Below are 19,433 nucleotides of genomic sequence, written 5' to 3'. Positions count from 1 at the left end.
TGTATATTAATACATTATAAAGGAGATTTGCCGAATGAGCAATGACGCCCCGAAGAAAACAACATGTCGCTTTCCACACACATATGCGTTGATTTTTCTGATCATGATTCTGGCCGCTGTCGCTTCTTACCTGATTCCTGCCGGTCAATTTGAACGGGTTGAAGAAGACGGCCGAACGGTGATCGTTCAGGGAAGTTACGAGCAGAAAGACGCCGACCCCGTCGGTATGTTTGATTTGTTTAAAGCCGTTCCCGAAGGCATGATGCAATCGGCGGACATCATTTTTTACATCTTTTTGATCGGTGGCGCTTTCGGCATCATTCACCAGACAGGGATGATCAACGCCGGAGTCAATTGTTTGGTGCAGCGCCTGAAGAAGCGGGGCGCCCTGCTAATCCCGGCGATCATGTTCGCCTTTTCGCTTGGCGGCGCTACCATCGGTTTATCTGAAGAGACGATCATCTTTGTTCCGATCGGCATCGCGGTTGCACGAGCGCTCGGCTATGATTCAATGACAGGCCTGGCGATGATCTCCCTCGGGGCTGCAGCCGGATTTACCGGCGGCATGCTCAACCCTTTCACTGTCGGAATCGCGCAGACGATTGCCGAAGTACCCATTTTCAGCGCCGTCGGCTACAGACTCGTTGTTTATACGGCCATGCTTGGATACGCCATTTATTACGTCATGACATATGCGCAAAAAGTCAAAGCAAATCCGCAACACGGACTGATGTATGGAACCGCTGCCGAGATGCGTGAAGAAGCGGCGGCGGCGCATTCTCATATTTCCTTCACACCGCGGCACGGCCTCGTTTTTCTCATCGTTGCATTCGGCTTTGCGATCAATATATTCGGTGTGTTTCAATGGGGCTGGTTTTTAAGTGAGCTGTCGGCCGGGTTTCTAATTATCGGACTCGCTTCCGGTCTTGCCGGCGGACTCACCATCAACAAGACCTTCGATTCGTTTGTTGACGGGATGAAACAGGTTGTTTACGGAGCGTTGATCGTCGGATTTGCCCGAGCCATCGTCGTTGTATTGGAAGATGGCCGCATCATTGATACGATGATCAACAGCCTCGCTTCTGCCATCAGCACACTTCCAAATGAAATCAGCGCCGTCGGTATGTTTATCGTCCAAGTCGCCATCAATACATTTATTCCGTCCGGAAGCGGCCAAGCTGCCACAACAATGCCTCTTATGGCGCCCCTGGCAGATCTTTTGGGATTTGAACGGCAAATCGCCGTGCTTGCTTATCAATATGGAGACGGCATAACCAATTCCATCATTCCGACATCGGGTGTATTGATGGCTTCGCTTGCGATTGCCGGCATTCCTTATGAACGCTGGGTCAAATTTGTCTGGAAACTGATCGCTGGCTGGTTTATCATCGGCGCTGCAGCCATTATTATCGCCATGATGATCGGCATTAAGTGAAGAGCGTTTTTCGTTTTAAGCTGGCCGCCGGCGATGCGGCCTTTCCCCCTATTCATCACTGTTAAAAAACCGTGCCAACCCCATCCACACCGATTGATCCACTAAATTTTAAGCTTCCGTTAAGGAAACCCGAAAACGGGACTATCGACTCACTTGCAGCAAATTGGAGTTCACCTTCTGTTTTCCGGCTTCCCAATCCCATAATTTCTTATGTTTTCCGCTTAAGAAGACACATTCCTGTTTTTTTAAAAAATGGTTTGATTTCAATTAAATGTACTTCAAGGTAATCCTTAAGTTTTAGTCTCTTTATACCATCAGGAGATTGAAATCATGTCTAATCTTGCAAAACATTGGCCGAAATTAGGATTTACAACCTATTTATCAATGATTCTTTAAACCTTAAAATGAGTGATGTTGTTTCTGTTTTTTTTAAGAAACTAAGGAAAAAGAAAGATTTATAATCAAATTTTCACTGTTAGATAAATGAAAGGATCGGGACTTTAATCAAATTCATCCCGAAAAAAGGGCTTTATCCCTAATCCGCCATTTTCTTTTCATTTACATAACACTTGAAAAAATTAATAAAAAAAAGGAGACAGACCATGCGAAGCAAAAAGTTTTTTCTGATGATGCTTTTGATGATCGTAGCCGTCGTGTCAGCAGCTTGCGGAGGCAATAAAAGCGCAAGCGGTGAAAAAGAAGATACAAAAAAAGCGGACAATGCAGAGGTTAAAGTCGTCAGCTCAGAATATACACTGCCTGAGGACTCAACAACAAAACTAGGTGAAGGCGAACTTATTTTAAAAGTAAAAGTATCCGTAAAAAATACAAGTGATAAACCATTGAACGTCAACAAGAGGTCGTTCAGTCTTTACCAGAACGACTCTAAAGTGTCCGATGTGTCAATGTATACTGATAATGAAAGGCTTTCATCCGCCTCGCTAAACCCGGATAAATCAACCGAAGGGTACCTTTACTACCAGGTTGATAAAGGCGAAAAATACCAGCTTGAATACACACCTGAAGTCTATGGCGACGAAAAAGTCGAGCCGATTGAATTCACAATCGACGGCGGCAGCAGCGACATTTTAGATACGGCCAAAAAGCTTGACGATCCGGCCAAAGCCTTGCTCGCTTATACAGATATCACACTTTTCGGCAAGGATAACGAGAACTTCGAAAAATTGACGGGTGAAAACAAACGCGAAATCGTTACTGATTATCTTGAAGGCGGGCAAAAATCGCTTATCGAGAATATGGGCATCTATGATGAAGATCAAGTCGATAAAAAGAAATTGAACAAACTGATCAGCGCCATTCAAAACGCCTATCAGGACAAAGCAAAAGTCAAAGCGGTTACAAAAACGATTTCAAGTGACGAGGCGACAGTTGAAGCAACAATCACACCGATCGACAGCTCAGACCTCGAAAAAAGGGTTCAAAAGAGAATGGAAGAATACGTCAAAAACAGCGGGAAGGATTATATCTCCCGCGATGAACTGATCAGCCCTACCATCGACGCCATGGTGGAAGAACTTAAAAAATTAGAAACTGCTTCAAGCGAAAAAACCGTTGAAGTCAAAATGAACAAAACAAAAGACGGCAAATGGCAGCTTGACCTTAATGATTACACGGCTGAAGACTACTTCGGCAGCTTCTTTAAAAACTAACGCAAAAAAGCACCTTTCAAAAAGGTGCTTTTTTTCTGCTATCTTTTCTCAACGACAATAAAACAGGTGCTGTCAGGCAAAGAAACAGGAGCGCCATGCCTGTCGGTCAATTCAATTTTAGGAGAAAGATGCTCTTCATACCCTTCCTGCACATAATGCTCGAACACGAGGATATTGGCGCGATCGCCAAGCTCTTTCTCAATACACGCTTGAAACTCTGAAGGGGTAAAATAGCCGAATTGCTCCTGCACTTCATGGGGGTATGCTTCTTCCCCCCAGGTATATGTATAGAGAAATTCCATCGCATCGTTGACATACAGCGTCGCCGCGTCGTTCTCCAACTTGAGAATCTGCACGCTGCGTCCCTTAAAATCACGGACATACCTTTTTAAAAAATCGATTCCGCGCGGGTCTTTAAAGCGAATCCGGCGCGTATCATCCTTGGCTTCCGTCATGATGCCGTCTCTGATAATGATTCTGCCGCCAGGCTTCAGCACGTCAAAGGAGCTTCTTAAAGCTTTAGCAATGACCCGCTGATTAAATTTTCTGCCTTCATAAGGGATATATGAAAACATTTCATGCAAAATCGATGAAAAAACGATCGTGTCGACACTTTCTTTTTCGATGTACTCCGGCAAATCCAATGCATCTGCTTGTTTGACCTGCCACGGTTTATGCTCCCGCACTTTTCTTTTTTGCAGCTCTTCTATCACATTGACCGACAGATCGATTCCGATGACTTCAGCTTCCGGGTGGTGCTCGGTCAGCAAGTCAAGCATCACGCCTCCGCCGGCCCCGATATCAAGCATCTTCTCCCCTACGGCATAATCGGCAATCTTCTTTTTATAATCTTCCGCACGATTCATATCAGACAAATAAGTCTGTTCATTTTGGAGGCGGTCAAATGAATCCCGGCGAAACTCGAAGAAGTCATACAGCAGCACGATCGCACGTTCATACAATGGTGACTTCTCCGCTTCCTGGCAAAATTCGATCAGCTTAGTGCCCGCTTTTGAAAAAGAAAAAAACACGCCGACAATTTCAGAAGCATGATCAAAGGTCTTGACGGTTAAGGAAACATGTTCGTTGGCGGGCAGCTTCCCATTCAGCAAACCCTTGATGGACAGCTCCTTCAAATACGCTTCAATCATGCGTTTCTTATAAATATTTGGATGCCGTACACCCTGATAATCCCTGTAGATATCTTTCATCAACGGTTCAAAGCTGATGTGCTTGACGGATAAAGGATTTGCCGAACGAAGGGTGAGCAGAAAGATTTTGACAAACTCTTCGAAACTGAATGAGGAAAGCGCAGATTCCACATACCACAAGTCCGTTTTTTCTAAGAAACGCCGCAGCGCGTCTTCGGCCGAGTGCTCCTTCAGAAACGGCTGATAAAGGCTGCTGTCTTCTCCCGCATTGATCGCCTGCCGTCGCAGTTTTTTCAGCCTTTCCGCAAACGGCAGATCCTTGTCCCGCTCTCCTCCGGCAATACGAGCGATGACATCGTTCACATCATGCTCAATCGATTCCCAGAGCTCAAAGGACACACCCGCAATAATACATTTGTTCAGGACGGACAGAACCCGTCTGATATCGATGTCCAACGGTTTAGCTGCAGCAATCCAGTCGATCAAAGGCGCGAATTGCCGGTATCTTGTTTCCCCGCGAATGTACTGTCCGACAAGGCCGTGCGTCAAAATCAACACGTATACGAGCTCCTCAACATCTTCCCGGTCAGGCGCAAATGGACGATTCCGCTCAGCGTAAATTTGCGCCGAGCCTATATTGTGAATCTCCAGCTGAAACCCTTTCTCGCGCCATTCCTTTCGTTTATGCGGCTGCCCGCATTTAGCGGCCTCACTCCAAATAAGAACCTCTTCGATGATGTCTTTCTCCCGCTTCGGGATATCGGTTTGCTCTAGAATGCGAAGCGTCTTTTCAACATAAAGAAGAACGGGGCGGGGCGGCATCTTTTCCAAGGACGAGACCCGTTCCAAATTCACATTCTGCTCCTCGGTCAAAAACAGATATTTCAACCATTCTGCCTCCCGCAAAACACGCAAATCTCCGTTTTTCACCTGCTCAATTGCTTCTAAAGATTGAATACGTCTCATAAAGTCTTCCCTCTTTTTCTCATCTATATGATTCATCATAAGGTAAATCGTCTCATATAGGAATAGAAAAAAAGAATGATGATGTCTGTCTGGCCTGTGAGCGCTTCTTGTTCCAAAATGTCGCAGATCAGCCCGATATCTTCCGGCACTGCTATCTGAGCGGGAGTTGTTGGCTTGAGCTGCTTCATTTTTTCTTCTCGGCCTTCCCGCCATCTTGTCGCAACCGCACCGGGCGCCACGCTGCACACTCTGATTTCCGGAGCGAGCGCATGTGCCAACGATTTCGTCAGCCCGTGGAGCGCCACTTTAGACACAGCATACGGAAGCGAAGAACCGCGCCTGTCTGCCCGGCGATACTGCCGAGAATTTGAATCCTCAATTATCAATAAAAAGAAAATCGATTTCTACATCGTTTGACCATTGTCTACCGTTATGATTTGTCCTGTTAGTGACTTTTGAAGAAGTGTATAACAAATGGTTTCAGCAATGTCCTCAGGTGTGGAAATTCTTTTCAATAGAATATTTCCAGCCAGGGCGTTCATTTTTTCTTCATTTCCTTTCCACCATCTTGTATCAACAGCACCGGGAGCAATACTATTAATTCTTATGTCTGGTGCTAGTGAAAACGCAAGCGATTTTGTCAATCCATGAACAGCTGATTTTGTCACTGCATATGGGACGGAGGAACCTAACCCGGTTATGCCTGCTACACTTCCAACATTAACAATTGCTGAATCTTCTCCTTTTTTTAAATAAGGCGCTGCTGCCTTAATACAGTAAAATGTTCCTTTCACATTTACATTCCAAAGTTTATCCCAGATTTCATCAGTGGCTCCATCAAAATCATCCATCGCCAATTGATGCGTAATCCCAACATTGTTAACGAGGTAATCTAACTTTCCAAACTTTTGAATACAAGTCAGAATCATTTCGTTTACTTGACGCTCATCACTAATATCTGCCTGATACAACAGCCCGGAATTTGACAATTGATCGTACGTATTCTGTGCTTCTTGAAGTGACTTTGAATAGTTTACAACCACATTAGCTCCTAGAGAAGACAGCTTTATACAGGTTGCACTCCCGATTCCTGTTGCACCACCGGTTACCAATACCACTTTATTTTTAAACATAGGTTCTGCACCTCTTTTTTCTATCAATATGATTACTTTTATTAGCGTGAGATGGCTTTAAAAAGAGATCATATCGTCATTTTTTACTCATGATTACATTTAGCGCTGCGGCCGCTTTAGGCCATCCAGCGTAGAAGGCCATATGTGTAATCAAAGCAGTCATTTCCTTTTCGTTGATTCCATTCTTTTCAGCTAATTGTAAATGAAATGGCAGTTGTTCAGTATTGCCCATACTAATCAGAGCAGATAGAGTACATAAACTTCTTTCTTTTGATGTTAAAGCAGGATCTCTCCATACTTTTTCGAACAATATGTTTTCTCCGTAATCAACAAAATCGGGAGCAATATCTCTCATTTTCTTTGGTATATTGGATTCGATGCGGTCATTCACTAATCTTTTTCCTCCTCCGTATTCACCATTTGTGCTATTCCTTGACCAAATGACCAGTTTTCAGCAAATGACTCGTTTAATGTAATAAAAATATCAGTTGTAGAGATGTTTAAATGATGATAAAAAGCTTCCGAGATGGATTGATACAAATTCCTTTTCTGATTGATTGTTCTTCCTGGCGCACATGTAATGGAAACATGGATCATTTTATCTGATCTCTTTTTCTCCCCTTCTAAAAGATAATTCGGATCGAAAAAAAATTGATTAGATGGGTAGGGTAAACACATGTGAAAATAATCATCTTCCGGAATTTTAAAATGCTCCATTAATGAATGATGAATACTATTGCTCACCTTTTTTAATTCCTCATTATTCAATAGACCTTCTCGATAATAAACATGGACGAACGGCATATATTCACTTCCTTTCTTCATAACTTTATTGTACTTTCGCGACTTTGATTTGTATAATTGAATCATCTGAATGATAAATTCAATTTTATTGAATCGAGAGTGATCATGATGGATCTGAAAACGTTAAAAACATTTCATAAAATCGTGGCCTGCGGGAGTTTTAACCGGGCGGCCGAAGAATTGAACTACGCCCAGTCCACCGTTACGATGCAGATCAAAAAACTTGAAGCAGATCTTGGCATACGTTTGCTTGAGCGGGGAAAAACATTCCGGCTGACTGAAGCCGGCAGGCTCTTTTTTGAAGAAAGCAGACACATTGTCAAAGATATGGATCATCTTCAAAACAACATGGCGGATTTACTGATTGGAGAAGCGGGGAATATTCGGTTAGGAGCGGTGGAACCGATTGCGAGCTGCCAATTGCCGGAGATGTTGGGGAGGTTTTTTGACAGATTATCCAAAAGTACGGGTTTCCGTCGATATTGCAAACTCGCAAGTCTTGGCGGAACGGCTTATTCAAGGAGAGCTCGACCTTGCCGTCTGTTCAACGCCGGCCATGGGGACAGACCTCTACTTTGAGCCGCTTTATAGCGAAGAACTGGCGGTGCTGATTCCTGAAGGATATCCCGCCGGAACAAATGAGTTCATCAATCTGCAGGATATCAGGGATCATCGCCTGCTGATCACGGCCAACAACTGCACATACCGTAAAAAAATCGAAATCGCTTTTCAGGAGCTGCCGGGAAGCCAAATGAATACAATGGAAATCGGCAGTATGACCGCTTTAAAAAACTATGTAGCGGCAGGGCTCGGTATCGCCCTTATTCCCAAAAGCATCATCTCTCCTCCTCCCCCTAAAACAGCCGTCCGCCTGATTCAGGACAACCCGATCAGCGTGACGTTCGGCATCCTTTGCAAATCGTCCGCCTATCCGCTGAAACAGGCGGGTGCAAGACTTTATCAATGGCTCAAGCAGGAACTTCAGAAAGCGTAGAAAAACCTTCCGAGCATCCGGAAGGTTTAACAACTGAACAGCGTTTTCAAAAAAAGCGCTTAATCTTGAACCAATGGCATGGTTATGCTGACTTGGCCGCCCCCTGTTTCCGCATTTTGAATCGTTAAATCGCCCTGGTGAAGCTTGGCAACGCTGAGTGCAAAGGTTAGGCCCATGCCGTAATGTCCATTGGAAGTCCGGCCTTTATCCTCCATGTAGAAAAGCTGGGCTGCTTTTTTTAGCCCTTCCGGAGAAAAGCCTTTTCCGCTGTCTGTTATCGTAAATATGAGCGTATCGTTTGTACAGGCGGCTTCGAAATCAATCTTCCCGCCTTCAGGCGTGCAGTCTACGGCGTTCGAAAGAATATTCATCAGCGCCCGGTGAAGAAGGCTGCGGTCGATTGCCGCTTTTTTCCCTTCCAGATTCCGTGCTTTTAATTCGATTTCAATGTTTTTGCCCCCTATGTACGCCTCCGCATCATTCAGCACGCTTTCAACCAGGTCTTTCACCTTTGCTTTTTTGAGCTTGATATGCAATGTCTCCTCTGCTTTAGACAGATGAATTAATTGGTCAATGTACTGGTCGATTTTATCTCCCGCAGCAAGAATATATTTTATATAATCGGACTGATCTTGATTGTGCGGCGACAGACTCAGCAATTCGGCATTTCCTTTAATAATGGTCATGGGAATTTTAATATCGTGGGCCAGGGCCCCGATTTGTTCCTTCTTTGTTTTCTCTAAGTGCCATTGCGCCTGTAGAGACGCTTGCAGGGCATCCCTCATATCGATGAGCGATTCAATCACATGATCAAATTCTTTGATATTTGAAAACTCCGGTGTGAAATGTAGGTTCTGCTGCTTGATTTGTTTTGCCATTGTGTTCAATGTTTCAAAATGTTTTTTTAAGCGATTGGCAAAGAGAGTCGTCACGATAAAAATAACGGCAATAAGAAGGATCACCATGATGCATAAACTTGTCATCTCATAATTCGGAAAATGCTTCCTCAGAAAAGAAGAACGGAATTCAGCCCGAACGGAGTACTCCAATACACAATATTCGTCTTTTCTATCAATGATCATGTATCCTTTTTGCTTATAATTGACATACGGCTTGTTGTCTATTTTTTTCTGCACGAGAGACAGCTCGGTTTCCTTTATGTTCCCCGCCTTTTTTTGCTTTGATTTTTTATCAAGAACGGCATATTTCATCGCATCCGGGATCATGTCTTCCTCAATTCGTTCCGCTGATTGAAGCATGGGCTTCAGCTTTTCAGCTTCGTGTTCATAGTAGTTGGCCGGGTAAAATAAGCCGGCATTCATTCCCAGCGTATTGACGGCAACATACAGCGCTGTGACGGCGGCTAAGCTGAAGGACAAAGTCATCATATATTTGATCAGTTCTTTGCGAAGCGTCTTTTTCTTTTTGTCTATTCCCATTTGTATCCAACACCCCATACGGTTTTAATGGGGTCTGCATCATATTCTTTGCATTTTTTTCGAATCGTTCTGATAAATTCGGTTATCGTGGAATGCATGGCATCTCCATCCAGCCCATACACCTGATCATAAATTTCTTCTCTTGTAAAAATGCGCCCTTTATGTACAGCCAATAGCTCACATATTTTATATTCATTTTTTGTTAAATGTAATTTTTGTCCGTTAATCCAGACTTCCTTGCTGTCAAAGTGAAATAAAAAGCCGGAAATCAGCCGTTTTGTCTGGTGTTTTTCTCTCTGTTCTCTTCTTAAATGGGCGTTTACTCTGGCGCTCAGTTCAAGAACGCCAAACGGCTTGGTAATATAATCGTCTCCTCCTGTCATAAGGCCTTTCACAATGGCTTCTTCCTCCGTCTTAGCTGTGAGAAACAGAATCGGACAGTCTACAATCGGGCGGATTTTCCCGCACAGATCAAAACCGTCCGCTTCCGGCATCATGACATCAAGCAAAATCAAATCATAGCCTTCAAAAACGCTGTGATTGTCCATCGGCACCTGATCGAGCGTATGAACTTGGTGCTCATCTCGGCGCAAAATATTTTGTATGAGGATCAATATATCTTTTTCATCATCTACTGCCAAAATCTTTGCCACTTGGCGACCACCTTTTTCACATTATTCATAAGCCTTTTTTCCCTCCCAGCGGCTAAACCAGATGATGCTCACAATGAATAAAGCTATTATAGCAAATGCCATAATCAACGCTCCACTGTTTATTTCTTGATGCAGGAGAGTGATGAAGGAAGCTTCGACTTGGCTGAATTGCTCGATTCCTTTATATTCCGCCAGCCTAATCCCCCATGCCCAAGGATTATATTTCCAAATCGCATCACCCAGCCCGGTATTCATGAGAGCGGTCAGCAAAAGTCCCGCTCCTCCCAATAGAACGGAAGCTCCCATTCCGATTGTACAACTGATCAAAAAATAGATAAAATAGAGCGCAACGCTTCCAGCGACCAGCCAGGCCCCGCCCTCTAAAAAAAGAAAATACGGGAGATTCGGCACATGAAAAAGAAATCTCAACCCCAACAGATACAGCCCGATAGCCAGGTAAATGGCGCAGATGTTCATGAAAAGCAGCAGCGTCATTTTACTGACATAAGCCACAAATTTGGGTGATGTACGCCCTAACAGCACTTGAAATTTGCCTGCCTGCTCTTCCAAAGAAGCCGTCATTCCGCAGACAATCCCAATAAGCAGCGGCAGAGCAACCGCAATCGCTTCAATATATGCCCGATATAATTGATACGGCTGATGCTCCCTGTGGCAGAAATAAAGCAGAAAGAAACCGGCGCATATAAAAGGAATCGTGACATGCATCCATATAAAGGAAGTGCGTTTTTTCTTTCTAATATCAGCAAGGAGACATCTAAAAAATGACAACACCTTAAACCGCCTCCCGTTTTATTGCTCCACGATCGCCAGCAGGCGAAAAAGACCGCCTGGTCAACATCAACAAAACAGCACATAAAAGAACAGAAAGCACCACCGCCAATGGAACAACCGACCAGCTTTTCAAAGGATCACCGGTTTCAAGCGGCAAACCGTTTGGGTGAATGCCAATCGCAGGGCACATCACCCTGATCGACCAGCTCCACGGGTTCAGCCACCACAAAGCGCTTGCTGCCGACATCATGACGGACATGACGCTAGCCAGCAGATTCAAAATGACAGCAGCTATAAACCCGAACTTTCGAGCGATGAATAAACAGAGCGGTATCTCCCATAACGTCGTGATCCAAAGCAGCAGACTCGCAGTCATAACCGTTAAATTGACAGTTGCAAATTGAGGAATGATCAGCTGCATGACAAACATGAAGCCTAAGAAAACCATTTGAGACGCCAATGAATAGATAGCGATAACCCCTGTTTTTGCATACCACATCATATGCAACTGAATCGGCAGCGAAAAAATCCCGTTGTAATTTGCCGCTTTCTTTTCCTTTTGATGTGACAATGCACACAGCAATGCAATCAGGACCGGCATCAAAATGATAGACCACCAATTATATGTACCTGATACAAAGTATCCGAGGTTCATGAAAAAGGCGCAGCACATATTGATAAAAGGGACAAGAAAAATCATTTTTCTCGAAAAGGTTCTTTTAAACTTCAAATTCTCCGCTTTTACATATTGCCTGATCATCTTTCTCCGCCTTCTTCCCCGCGTGTTGATTTGACAACATCCATAAAGAGGCGCTCAAGATCGTCCCCCTTATTGATCTTCCCTTGATATCCGAGGCAGCCGCTGCTGATAATTCCTATATGGTCTGCGATCTGCTCTACTTCCGACAAAATGTGGCTTGACAATATAACGGTCATCCCCTGCTCGGGAAATGACCTGATCAGTTCTCTCAACTCTTGGATGCCGATCGGATCAAGTCCGTTTGTCGGCTCATCAAGTATTAATAATGTCGGATGATTCAAAAGAGCAATGGCGATTCCCAGCCTTTGCTTCATTCCCATCGAAAACTGACCCGCTCTTTTTTTCCCGGTATGCTCAAGATCAACGATTTTGAGCACCTCCTTTATTCGCGCATCCGGAATACCCAATAATGTCGCATGGACCTTAACATTTTCAAAGGCTGTCAGATTGCTGTAAAGCGGCGGGGATTCTATTAAAGAGCCGATTTCTTTTAAAAAAGACCTCTTCCATTTCCGTCCCTCAAAAAGAATCTCCCCGGAGGTCGGATTCAAAATTCCGGTTAATAGTTTTAAGGTCGTCGACTTTCCGGCTCCATTAGGTCCTAAAAGCCCGTAAATGCTGTTTTTATGGACTTTCAGTGAGACATCTGAGAGAGCCTTAGCTCTTCCAAACTTTTTCTGAAGTTGCTTTGTTTCCAGCAGAATCGTATCCATCGTATAACCCTCTCCCTGTTTTTGTTTGGCTACGATATCTTAAAATATCTTTCTCAAGATTTAATCAAAATGAAAACCTTTCCGGACTCCAGAATCGTCCATTCCTTTGCTGGAACCGGGAAAAACATGCAAATGGCCTGAAGCTGGACGGCTTTGTCTTGATCAAAGAAAGACTCGAAGCATCTTCAAAAACAACATAGAAGACTTACTGAAGAAGAAGCGGGATACATCCGTCTGGGGTGCAGCAGAACCGAAGTTAACAATTGTCAATGATTTTGGAGCGCTTGGCGGGGACATTTGATTGGTGAAACTCGTTTAAGGAGGCCGACAATAATGAAGGATTCCTTGAGGAACGTTGAAACAGTCAGAAAAAATTCCCACTGCTTCTGTCCGCATCTGGAAATCGAATTAAAACAAACATCTATCAAATTTTATTTTTATATAATGTTGATTCATTCCACCTCGATTTTTCAGTCACTCACCCTTTAAATATCCTTAATAAATTCACATTTTTCAGACACGATGGGAATAATGGTTATTTTTTGACATATATAGGTCATGGCGATATAATTTTAATGATGCAAAAGTCATATGATCCCCCTTTTTTGATTTCCAATTTATTTGTCAATTCAATTAACCTCCTACTAAACTCCTAAATTTTATCTTTTCATCAAAAAATTTGTTTTTATGTTAAAAATTCTAATTTCATGCCGATATATGGAATGTCAGAGGTGAACAACGAGCTCACCCAGGAGCAAAAACTGATGTACAACGGATCCGCAATTGAAACGGCCTCAACAACTTAAAGGGCTTATATAACATGAATGCTCCTAGGAGTTTCTCGTTCACCGGACGGAAATCTCACAAGGCAAGGATGCCGAAGAGATTTTTGACAAAACAGAACTCACACGGAGGTAAGAAAAATGAGAATCAACCACAACATTGCAGCGCTGAACACGCACCGCCAACTGACTTCTGGCACAAACGCTGCCAGCAAAAACATGGAGAAATTGTCTTCAGGACTTCGCATCAACCGCGCCGGAGACGACGCTGCCGGACTTGCGATTTCCGAAAAAATGCGCGCGCAAATCCGCGGCTTAGACATGGCTTCTAGAAACGCCCAAGACGGCATTTCTTTAATCCAAACAGCTGAAGGCGCATTGAACGAAACACACAGCATCCTTCAACGGATGAACGAGCTTGCAACACAAGCGGTCAACGACACAAACACGGACACTGACCGTGCCGAGCTGCAAAAAGAAATGGATCAGCTTGCTTCTGAAATCACAAGAATTTCAACCGACACCGAATTCAACACGAAAAAACTGATCGACGGATCAGCTAAAGATCTGACTTTCCAAATCGGGGCTAACGAAGGCCAAACGATCAGCCTTTCCGTTAATAAAATGGATGCCGAAACATTAAAGGTTGGTACGCTTTACGAAGCTACGGACGCAGATACATTGACAGCCGTTAGCGACAACACCAAAACGCTGACTTGGAAAGACGAAAAAACTTATACGGTGTCAGCTGACGGAACAAAACTGCAAACAGGCGGCACTGATGCGGCAACTTGGAAAGACGCTGATGGTACGAACCCGGCAGGATACTACGATACTAGCGATAAACTCGTTGTACAAGCCGATTCCGCACTTGAAGGCGGCAGCACAGTCGAACAAAAATCAGGATATTCTGATGCTAGCGGAAAACTCGTTTTACAAGCTGATGAAAAGCTGTCTGCCGGAGACAGAGTGACAAAAGGAATCGATATTTCTTCCAAAGATTCAGCATCTGCAGCATTAACGACGATTAAAAGTTCAGTTGATACCGTATCCGCTGAACGCGCCAAACTTGGTGCGGTGCAAAACCGTCTTGAGCACACAATCAACAACCTTGATACATCTTCTGAAAACTTGACGGCTGCCGAGTCCCGCATCCGCGACGTAGACATGGCGAAGGAAATGATGGAGTATACAAAAAACAACATCTTGACTCAAGCTTCTCAAGCGATGCTTGCACAGGCTAACCAACAGCCGCAGGGCGTGCTGCAGCTTCTGAGATAACACCTTAAGACAAAACCGGCCATCCGGCCGGTTTTATTTTGTTCATGTATGAACACTATTAAAAAAACCTTCCGGAATCAATCAGAAGGTTTTTTTGTCATGTTAAGAAGGCATCAGCTCAAGATGCTGATCAAGCTCTTCTTCCAAGACAGATTCAATATCTTTAAAACGATTCGATACGGTTGATGCGCTGACACCGTATTTTTTCGCAAGCTTTGCTTGGGAGACGGATTTTTCCGATTTGGACACTGTATTGACAAAGTACTCCAATGCCGCCGCAAATGCTTCGGTTTTTTTGATGATCGGCGCCTTTTTGTCGCAATACGATTTCCAAACACCGACCGCCCAGCAAACAAAGGATTCCGAATGGCCTTCTTCAAGCATTCCCTTTCTGATGACGCCCGCTGTCTCTTTTTCCATATCATTGGCCCATTCCATCTCTTGAGAAGCGGATTGAGACGTATTGTCGTCTTGTCGGCAAAGCTTCATTAACACATGAGGGAAATCTTCTCTCATCAATTGTTCTTTCGCACCGCCTTCTCCTGTAAAGCGGTCCAAAGCTTCCTTCAGCCTGCTTTGCAGAACATCCGCCATTTTTGCCGGATAAATCGTGAATTGCAGGAAAAATTCTGTATGGCTCGCGACCTTGATTGGAAAACCGAGCACATACTCGCCTACAAAAGGCCCTTCCCGCTTCACATTCATCTTCACGGTGACCTCTTCATGTGTAACAGCATCCTCAAAACGAACCCCTGCTTCAGTAAAATGCTTCACCCGCATGAAAGCCGGGGACATCTTTTTCCATGATTGAACAGCTTCTTTTGTCTGCGATCTGAGAATGGACGCCCCTTTCCGCTGCAAGTAATCTTCGAAAATCGTCAATCCGCCTTCTGCAAGCGGCTGGGAAAATACACCCCACACCCCTAAATTGAAGACGCAGATTTTTTGGGCAGACTGTTCCAAATCTGATAGAAAAGTATATTCATTTAAAAATTGATCGATCGTTTCTTTATGTTCAGTAAAAGCAAATTCCATGACATCTTTCTGAACTTGTTTCAGTTCCTGCACAGCAACAGAAGGAAATCCCGCCTCTTTGCTGCCGCAGCATTTTTTATATTTCAGCCCGCTTCCGCATGGACAAGGCCCGTTTCTCTTAACTTTTCCCACGTTTAAACCTCCGTATCATATACTACAACTTATTTATTTTATCAAATCTTTGGAGAAGGGGAAATCGGTTAATAAAAATGAGCATGATTTAGCGAAATAGTAAATTTTTATCAAAAACAAGCGAATCACCCATTCAAAACGAGAAGAAATAAAATAGCTCATGCCCTTTGTTACTCATTTATAACTTCATTCAGAAAGGACGTTATACATTTTGCAATATGCAGACGTTTGGGTCCGGGCAGGGGCGCTAGTGACCGATTGTGTGATTGCGGTTGGTTTGGATTTGATATTCGGAGGCGGCTCTCCCGGCGTTTTGGCAACAGCCGTTCTCGTCTATGTGTTCTGCCCGCTGTTCATGCCGTTAACTAAGCTTCAAGGCACGATTGGAAAAGCCGTTTTCCGGCTTCCCATCGTATCCGCCGATAGCGGCGGACGGCTAAAGTTGTGGCAGGCTATCGTCCGCTATTGCGCCGCATGGGTGCATTTCATTTCGGTTCTGTTTTACCTTGCAGTCCTGTTTTCGGAAAAGAAACAGGCCGACTTAGCGGCAAAAACATATGTGATCAAAGCAGACGTTTTGAAAGACTAAATTAACTCCTTTGTTTTCGGTATTCCAATAAACTAATGACCAACAGCACAAGAAAGCAGCCCAACCACTGGATCAAGCTTAAATGTTCGTGCAAAAACAAGACGCCGAAAAAAATGGTCAGGACGGGGCCGGCCATTGATATGAAGGCTCCCCGTTCCGCTCCGATCCGCTTGATGCCTTCAAGCATGAAGACAAACGGTATGACCGTCGTTACAACCGCAATCATGATAAATAAGCCGTACATTGCAGGGGGATAAGCAACCAGGTTGACCGGCTCACCTTCAGCTGCCCGAATCCCCGCATATCCGGCCATCGCCAGGCTTGCCGCCGACATACCGTAAGCATTCATTCGCACAGCCCCTATTTTGTGGACAAGCTGTCCTGATACAACCAAATAAACGGCATAAAAAATAGCCGACAGGATAATCAAAACCGCTCCCGTCATGTTCGCTTCAACCAATTGTGCATCCCAGCCGCCCACGGCTAAAAACAGCCCGCCAATCACCAGTAAGACCGCGGCAAAGTCGCGGATCGGCATCATCTGTTTGTTCAATAAAGCCGACAGGATCAACACAAAGATCGGGTAGCTCATCACCAGCATCCGTTCAACAATTGCAGACACATCATGAAGACCGATGAAATCAAACAGCGGTGACAGAAAAAAACAGAGCAGGCCTACAGTGCAGGCCTTTATGACCTCTGTTTTTTTCGGTCTGGCCGCAAACCTTGCCCGATAGACTATAAATATCAGCCAAAACATGGGTGCGGCGATCAGTTGCCTATACAATAAAACGGCATCCGGTGTTGCGCCTTGTTCATAAGCCCATTTGACAAAGATCGATTTGGACGCAAAACACATCGTCCCAAATACCATAAAACATATACCGAAAGCGGACTGAATGCCGCCTTGCACATCGTTTTTCTTCTCAGCTATGCTTATCTCAGCTCTTCTCAACGACTTACAACCACCCTTACTCATCGATATGCTTTTTAATAAAATGAAGCAATGTATTACCCTGCGCGGTCAGAATAACGCCTTTACCCGAGCATTTCGGGCACGGGAGCCGGTCTTCCTCGCCGCTCCCTTCGCAATGCGGGCAAGGGGTTTCCAGGTCGTCTGCTGCAATCACCATTTGGTCCACCTCCATTCCGACTGAAAATTGACATGGCCACACCGGCCAGCCTTCCTCCATGGCCACCACCTCCTTAACATGCAAAAAACCCCCGTCACAAAAGGACGAGGGTCTCGCGGTACCACCTTTATGAATCGCATTAACGATTCGCTCACAAAAATACGGAAAGGATTTACCCTTTCGATATTCTTCTCTTGATAACGGGGAGAACATCCCGGCAGCGCCTACTGGCATTTCAGCGAAGCGATTCAGAAGCCCATTCGGCATCAGGGGGGTATCGGCTCTCACCAGCCGCCGACTCTCTAAAACCCCGGAACTGACACGTACTTACTCTTCTTCAATATCGTTTGACCGTTCATGAATTATAAAAATATATTACTTTGAAAATGGGCTTGTGTCAATCAGCGTTACCATAAAAATGATCAATAAACAGTGCACATTATTTGACGTGAATACTGACTCCGTCAAAATGACGAGCTCAAACATGGGAAGAGAAGCTGCCGTTCACTATTTTTGTCAGGCATTTCATTAATTGAATGAACCCATCATGCATTATGAGTTGCTTTCACAGGCACGAATTAGTAATATAAATATATGGAATAACATATTTTCATTAAGCCCCATTCTTCTTTCTTAGGAACAAACACAGTATGATTGCTGCATGTAAAATGTATTTCTTCTTTAAGAAATGCATAAAATAAAAAAGACCCGACTGCGCCAACAGTCGAGTCGTTGCACACAAGCGGCCCATCAAGGGGCTTGCTCAGATAGCTCTAACACAGACACTATCCCTTTCACTTGCCAAGGCTTAAGGGAGTGTCTATTTTTCTTTCTTAGACAACACGGCAATTAACATGCCGAAAGCAATCATTAAAGAGATTGTTTCGAATGTTGTCATATGCATCACCCCCTTTCAAATGGGGATGAGCAAGAACTCCCTCAAGTGAGCACTTAGCTTTTGTGTACAAAGAATATTTTACCATAACGCTCTCAAATGCCGAGAGCATTTTCTTACTCCAAAACCAATATATACGCGAAAAAGCATCTCCCCGTCTTAAAGTTCTGTAAAATTAAAAAGCCTGCCCCAAGAGGTCATGGTCATGACCTTTTGGGACAGCCCCATTTATCATTGCTTATTCCGGTCCGCAAAAACCGCCATGGCGTCGCACATAAACTTCGCCAAACCGGTTCCGTACTGATCGATATTTTTTGTGAAGCGTTCATCATCGACATACATTTGCCCGATGCATTTGAAAGTCTCAAGCGAAAAGTGATGACCGGAATTTTGGTTTAAAAAATCATACCATTCTTGAATGGCCGCCTGCGCCTCTTCTGAATCAGGCGCACCATTTCGAAGGGCGGCGATTTTTCTGTAAATGGCATCATATTGCTGCTCCATTGCTTTTCGTTCGTCTTCGGACATAGCCTCAATATGGGCCTTCGTTTTGTCGATGGCTTCATCTCCCCAGCGTTCACTCGCTTCCTCTTCATATGGGTTTTGGCTGAAATCGAAGCCTGCAAACCTTTCTTCATTCGTCATTTCAATTTCTCCTTTCGCAAATTTTATCGTTTTGTCGATGGTGTCAATCATTTGATCCAGCCGTCTGCGTTTCTCCAAAAGCATTTTGCGGTGCATCTGGAGCGCTTCATTGCGGTCAAAAGAAGGACTTTCGAGAATGTTTTTAATCTTTTTTAAAGGGAAGTCGAGCTCTCTAAAAAACAAAATCTGCTGCAGCTTTTCCAGATCGTCATCTGAATACAGCCGATAGCCCGATTCAGTTGTCTCCGACGGATTCAAAAGTCCGATTTCATCATAATGATGCAGTGTGCGCACACTGATGCCGACTAAGTCAGCAACTTCTTTCACTTTCATTTTCATGAATTTGACCTCCCTTTGTTATTGACTATAAAGTATCACGCAACGTGAGAGTCAATGCGAAAATTTAAATTTTTTCGCCTTAAAAAAAGCAA

The 19,433-nt window shown here is 44.2% G+C and carries 18 protein-coding genes, 2 pseudogenes and 1 other annotated feature; of the genes and pseudogenes, 5 read left to right on the top strand and 15 right to left on the bottom strand.

The window, feature by feature from the left end; translation table 11 throughout:
• Window positions 1–34: 34 nt before the first annotated feature.
• Together P3X63_RS01865 and P3X63_RS01860 are read left to right on the top strand one after the other, a co-directional pair.
• Window positions 35–1,435, top strand: a complete 1,401-nt coding sequence (locus P3X63_RS01865) for a YfcC family protein (RefSeq protein ID WP_026585770.1) — start codon at window positions 35–37, stop codon at window positions 1,433–1,435.
• A 602-nt stretch (window positions 1,436–2,037) separates the two neighbouring features.
• Window positions 2,038–3,105 carry a DUF4352 domain-containing protein gene (locus P3X63_RS01860; protein WP_026585769.1) on the top strand — a complete coding sequence of 356 codons (1,068 nt, stop codon included), beginning with the start codon at window positions 2,038–2,040 and terminating at the stop codon, window positions 3,103–3,105.
• A 38-nt stretch (window positions 3,106–3,143) separates the two neighbouring features.
• Here the strand turns inward: P3X63_RS01860 and P3X63_RS01855 are convergent, their stop codons facing one another.
• The 5 genes and pseudogenes from P3X63_RS01855 to P3X63_RS01835 form a co-directional block, all read right to left on the bottom strand.
• Complete coding sequence (locus P3X63_RS01855; protein ID WP_026585768.1) at window positions 3,144–5,222, bottom strand: class I SAM-dependent methyltransferase; 2,079 nt, start codon at window positions 5,220–5,222, stop codon at window positions 3,144–3,146.
• A 35-nt stretch (window positions 5,223–5,257) separates the two neighbouring features.
• Window positions 5,258–5,586 (bottom strand): annotated as a pseudogene (locus P3X63_RS01850) (SDR family NAD(P)-dependent oxidoreductase); the annotation flags it as partial.
• 40 nt (window positions 5,587–5,626) lie between these two features.
• On the bottom strand, window positions 5,627–6,355 hold the full coding sequence (locus tag P3X63_RS01845; protein WP_026585766.1) for an SDR family NAD(P)-dependent oxidoreductase: 729 nt from the start codon (window positions 6,353–6,355) through the stop codon (window positions 5,627–5,629).
• Between the two features lie 76 nt (window positions 6,356–6,431).
• Window positions 6,432–6,746 (bottom strand): carboxymuconolactone decarboxylase family protein, encoded by a 315-nt coding sequence (locus P3X63_RS01840; protein ID WP_026585765.1) that lies wholly within the window; start codon window positions 6,744–6,746, stop codon window positions 6,432–6,434.
• Entirely contained in the window at window positions 6,746–7,159 is a 414-nt protein-coding gene (locus P3X63_RS01835) for a tautomerase family protein (RefSeq protein ID WP_277692386.1), read from the bottom strand. The genes P3X63_RS01840 and P3X63_RS01835 overlap by 1 nt, the downstream gene beginning before the upstream one ends.
• Before the next feature lie 108 nt (window positions 7,160–7,267).
• On the opposite strand from P3X63_RS01835, the pseudogene P3X63_RS01830 reads away from it, so the two are divergent.
• A pseudogene (locus P3X63_RS01830) lies at window positions 7,268–8,153 on the top strand (LysR family transcriptional regulator).
• A 59-nt stretch (window positions 8,154–8,212) separates the two neighbouring features.
• Here P3X63_RS01830 and P3X63_RS01825 read toward each other — a convergent pair.
• Genes P3X63_RS01825 through P3X63_RS01805 form a run of 5 tightly spaced genes read right to left on the bottom strand, consistent with a single transcriptional unit; the run spans window position 8,213 to window position 12,510 of the window.
• Complete coding sequence (locus P3X63_RS01825) at window positions 8,213–9,592, bottom strand: sensor histidine kinase (protein ID WP_277692385.1); 1,380 nt, start codon at window positions 9,590–9,592, stop codon at window positions 8,213–8,215.
• On the bottom strand, window positions 9,583–10,245 hold the full coding sequence (locus tag P3X63_RS01820; protein ID WP_277692384.1) for a response regulator transcription factor: 663 nt from the start codon (window positions 10,243–10,245) through the stop codon (window positions 9,583–9,585). Before P3X63_RS01820 ends, P3X63_RS01825 begins: the two co-directional genes overlap by 10 nt.
• Window positions 10,246–10,266: 21 nt before the next feature.
• Window positions 10,267–11,037: a lantibiotic immunity ABC transporter MutG family permease subunit gene (locus P3X63_RS01815; RefSeq protein WP_277692383.1), complete on the bottom strand. Its 771-nt coding sequence runs from the start codon at window positions 11,035–11,037 to the stop codon at window positions 10,267–10,269.
• A gap of 1 nt (window position 11,038) precedes the next feature.
• Entirely contained in the window at window positions 11,039–11,797 is a 759-nt protein-coding gene (locus tag P3X63_RS01810; RefSeq protein ID WP_035427835.1) for a lantibiotic immunity ABC transporter MutE/EpiE family permease subunit, read from the bottom strand.
• The gene (locus P3X63_RS01805) at window positions 11,794–12,510 is read right to left on the bottom strand and encodes a lantibiotic protection ABC transporter ATP-binding protein (RefSeq protein ID WP_026585758.1); all 717 of its coding nucleotides are present in this window, start codon (window positions 12,508–12,510) and stop codon (window positions 11,794–11,796) included. Before P3X63_RS01805 ends, P3X63_RS01810 begins: the two co-directional genes overlap by 4 nt.
• A gap of 923 nt (window positions 12,511–13,433) precedes the next feature.
• On the opposite strand from P3X63_RS01805, the gene P3X63_RS01800 reads away from it, so the two are divergent.
• A complete protein-coding gene (locus tag P3X63_RS01800; RefSeq protein WP_277692382.1) occupies window positions 13,434–14,573 on the top strand; it encodes a flagellin N-terminal helical domain-containing protein in 1,140 nt (379 codons plus the stop codon).
• Between the two features lie 102 nt (window positions 14,574–14,675).
• On the opposite strand, the gene P3X63_RS01795 is transcribed toward P3X63_RS01800, so the two are convergent.
• Window positions 14,676–15,740 carry a YecA family protein gene (locus P3X63_RS01795; protein WP_277692381.1) on the bottom strand — a complete coding sequence of 355 codons (1,065 nt, stop codon included), beginning with the start codon at window positions 15,738–15,740 and terminating at the stop codon, window positions 14,676–14,678.
• A 211-nt stretch (window positions 15,741–15,951) separates the two neighbouring features.
• On the opposite strand from P3X63_RS01795, the gene P3X63_RS01790 reads away from it, so the two are divergent.
• Window positions 15,952–16,329, top strand: a complete 378-nt coding sequence (locus tag P3X63_RS01790) for an RDD family protein (protein ID WP_277692380.1) — start codon at window positions 15,952–15,954, stop codon at window positions 16,327–16,329.
• A 1-nt stretch (window position 16,330) separates the two neighbouring features.
• Here the strand turns inward: P3X63_RS01790 and P3X63_RS01785 are convergent, their stop codons facing one another.
• The 4 genes from P3X63_RS01785 to P3X63_RS01770 all read right to left on the bottom strand — a co-directional run bounded on the left by P3X63_RS01785 (window position 16,331) and on the right by P3X63_RS01770 (window position 19,341).
• Window positions 16,331–17,284, bottom strand: a complete 954-nt coding sequence (locus P3X63_RS01785; protein ID WP_026585753.1) for a DMT family transporter — start codon at window positions 17,282–17,284, stop codon at window positions 16,331–16,333.
• Between the two features lie 16 nt (window positions 17,285–17,300).
• Window positions 17,301–17,462 (bottom strand): tryptophan RNA-binding attenuator protein inhibitory protein, encoded by a 162-nt coding sequence (locus P3X63_RS01780; RefSeq protein WP_026585752.1) that lies wholly within the window; start codon window positions 17,460–17,462, stop codon window positions 17,301–17,303.
• 97 nt (window positions 17,463–17,559) lie between these two features.
• Window positions 17,560–17,812, bottom strand: a binding site (T-box leader).
• A 470-nt stretch (window positions 17,813–18,282) separates the two neighbouring features.
• Entirely contained in the window at window positions 18,283–18,360 is a 78-nt protein-coding gene (locus P3X63_RS01775) for a putative holin-like toxin (RefSeq protein WP_003180750.1), read from the bottom strand.
• Between the two features lie 228 nt (window positions 18,361–18,588).
• On the bottom strand, window positions 18,589–19,341 hold the full coding sequence (locus tag P3X63_RS01770) for a MerR family transcriptional regulator (RefSeq protein ID WP_277692379.1): 753 nt from the start codon (window positions 19,339–19,341) through the stop codon (window positions 18,589–18,591).
• Window positions 19,342–19,433 lie beyond the last annotated feature (92 nt).

This window comes from Bacillus sp. HSf4 (assembly GCF_029537375.1).
Taxonomy (GTDB): Bacteria; Bacillota; Bacilli; order Bacillales; family Bacillaceae; genus Bacillus; species Bacillus sonorensis_A.
Note: the sequence above shows the minus strand (reverse complement) of the source record. Positions and strands in the feature narration are given on the sequence as shown.

Coding starts and splice junctions, on each gene's coding strand:
- P3X63_RS01865 (WP_026585770.1), top strand. CDS start 35: ATGAGCAATGACGCCCCGAAGAAAACAACATGTCGCTTTCCACACACA.
- P3X63_RS01860 (WP_026585769.1), top strand. CDS start 2,038: ATGCGAAGCAAAAAGTTTTTTCTGATGATGCTTTTGATGATCGTAGCC.
- P3X63_RS01855 (WP_026585768.1), bottom strand. CDS start 5,222: ATGAGACGTATTCAATCTTTAGAAGCAATTGAGCAGGTGAAAAACGGA.
- P3X63_RS01845 (WP_026585766.1), bottom strand. CDS start 6,355: ATGTTTAAAAATAAAGTGGTATTGGTAACCGGTGGTGCAACAGGAATC.
- P3X63_RS01835 (WP_277692386.1), bottom strand. CDS start 7,159: ATGCCGTTCGTCCATGTTTATTATCGAGAAGGTCTATTGAATAATGAG.
- P3X63_RS01825 (WP_277692385.1), bottom strand. CDS start 9,592: ATGGGAATAGACAAAAAGAAAAAGACGCTTCGCAAAGAACTGATCAAA.
- P3X63_RS01810 (WP_035427835.1), bottom strand. CDS start 11,797: ATGATCAGGCAATATGTAAAAGCGGAGAATTTGAAGTTTAAAAGAACC.
- P3X63_RS01805 (WP_026585758.1), bottom strand. CDS start 12,510: ATGGATACGATTCTGCTGGAAACAAAGCAACTTCAGAAAAAGTTTGGA.
- P3X63_RS01800 (WP_277692382.1), top strand. CDS start 13,434: ATGAGAATCAACCACAACATTGCAGCGCTGAACACGCACCGCCAACTG.
- P3X63_RS01780 (WP_026585752.1), bottom strand. CDS start 17,462: ATGGTGATTGCAGCAGACGACCTGGAAACCCCTTGCCCGCATTGCGAA.
- P3X63_RS01775 (WP_003180750.1), bottom strand. CDS start 18,360: ATGACAACATTCGAAACAATCTCTTTAATGATTGCTTTCGGCATGTTA.
- P3X63_RS01770 (WP_277692379.1), bottom strand. CDS start 19,341: ATGAAAATGAAAGTGAAAGAAGTTGCTGACTTAGTCGGCATCAGTGTG.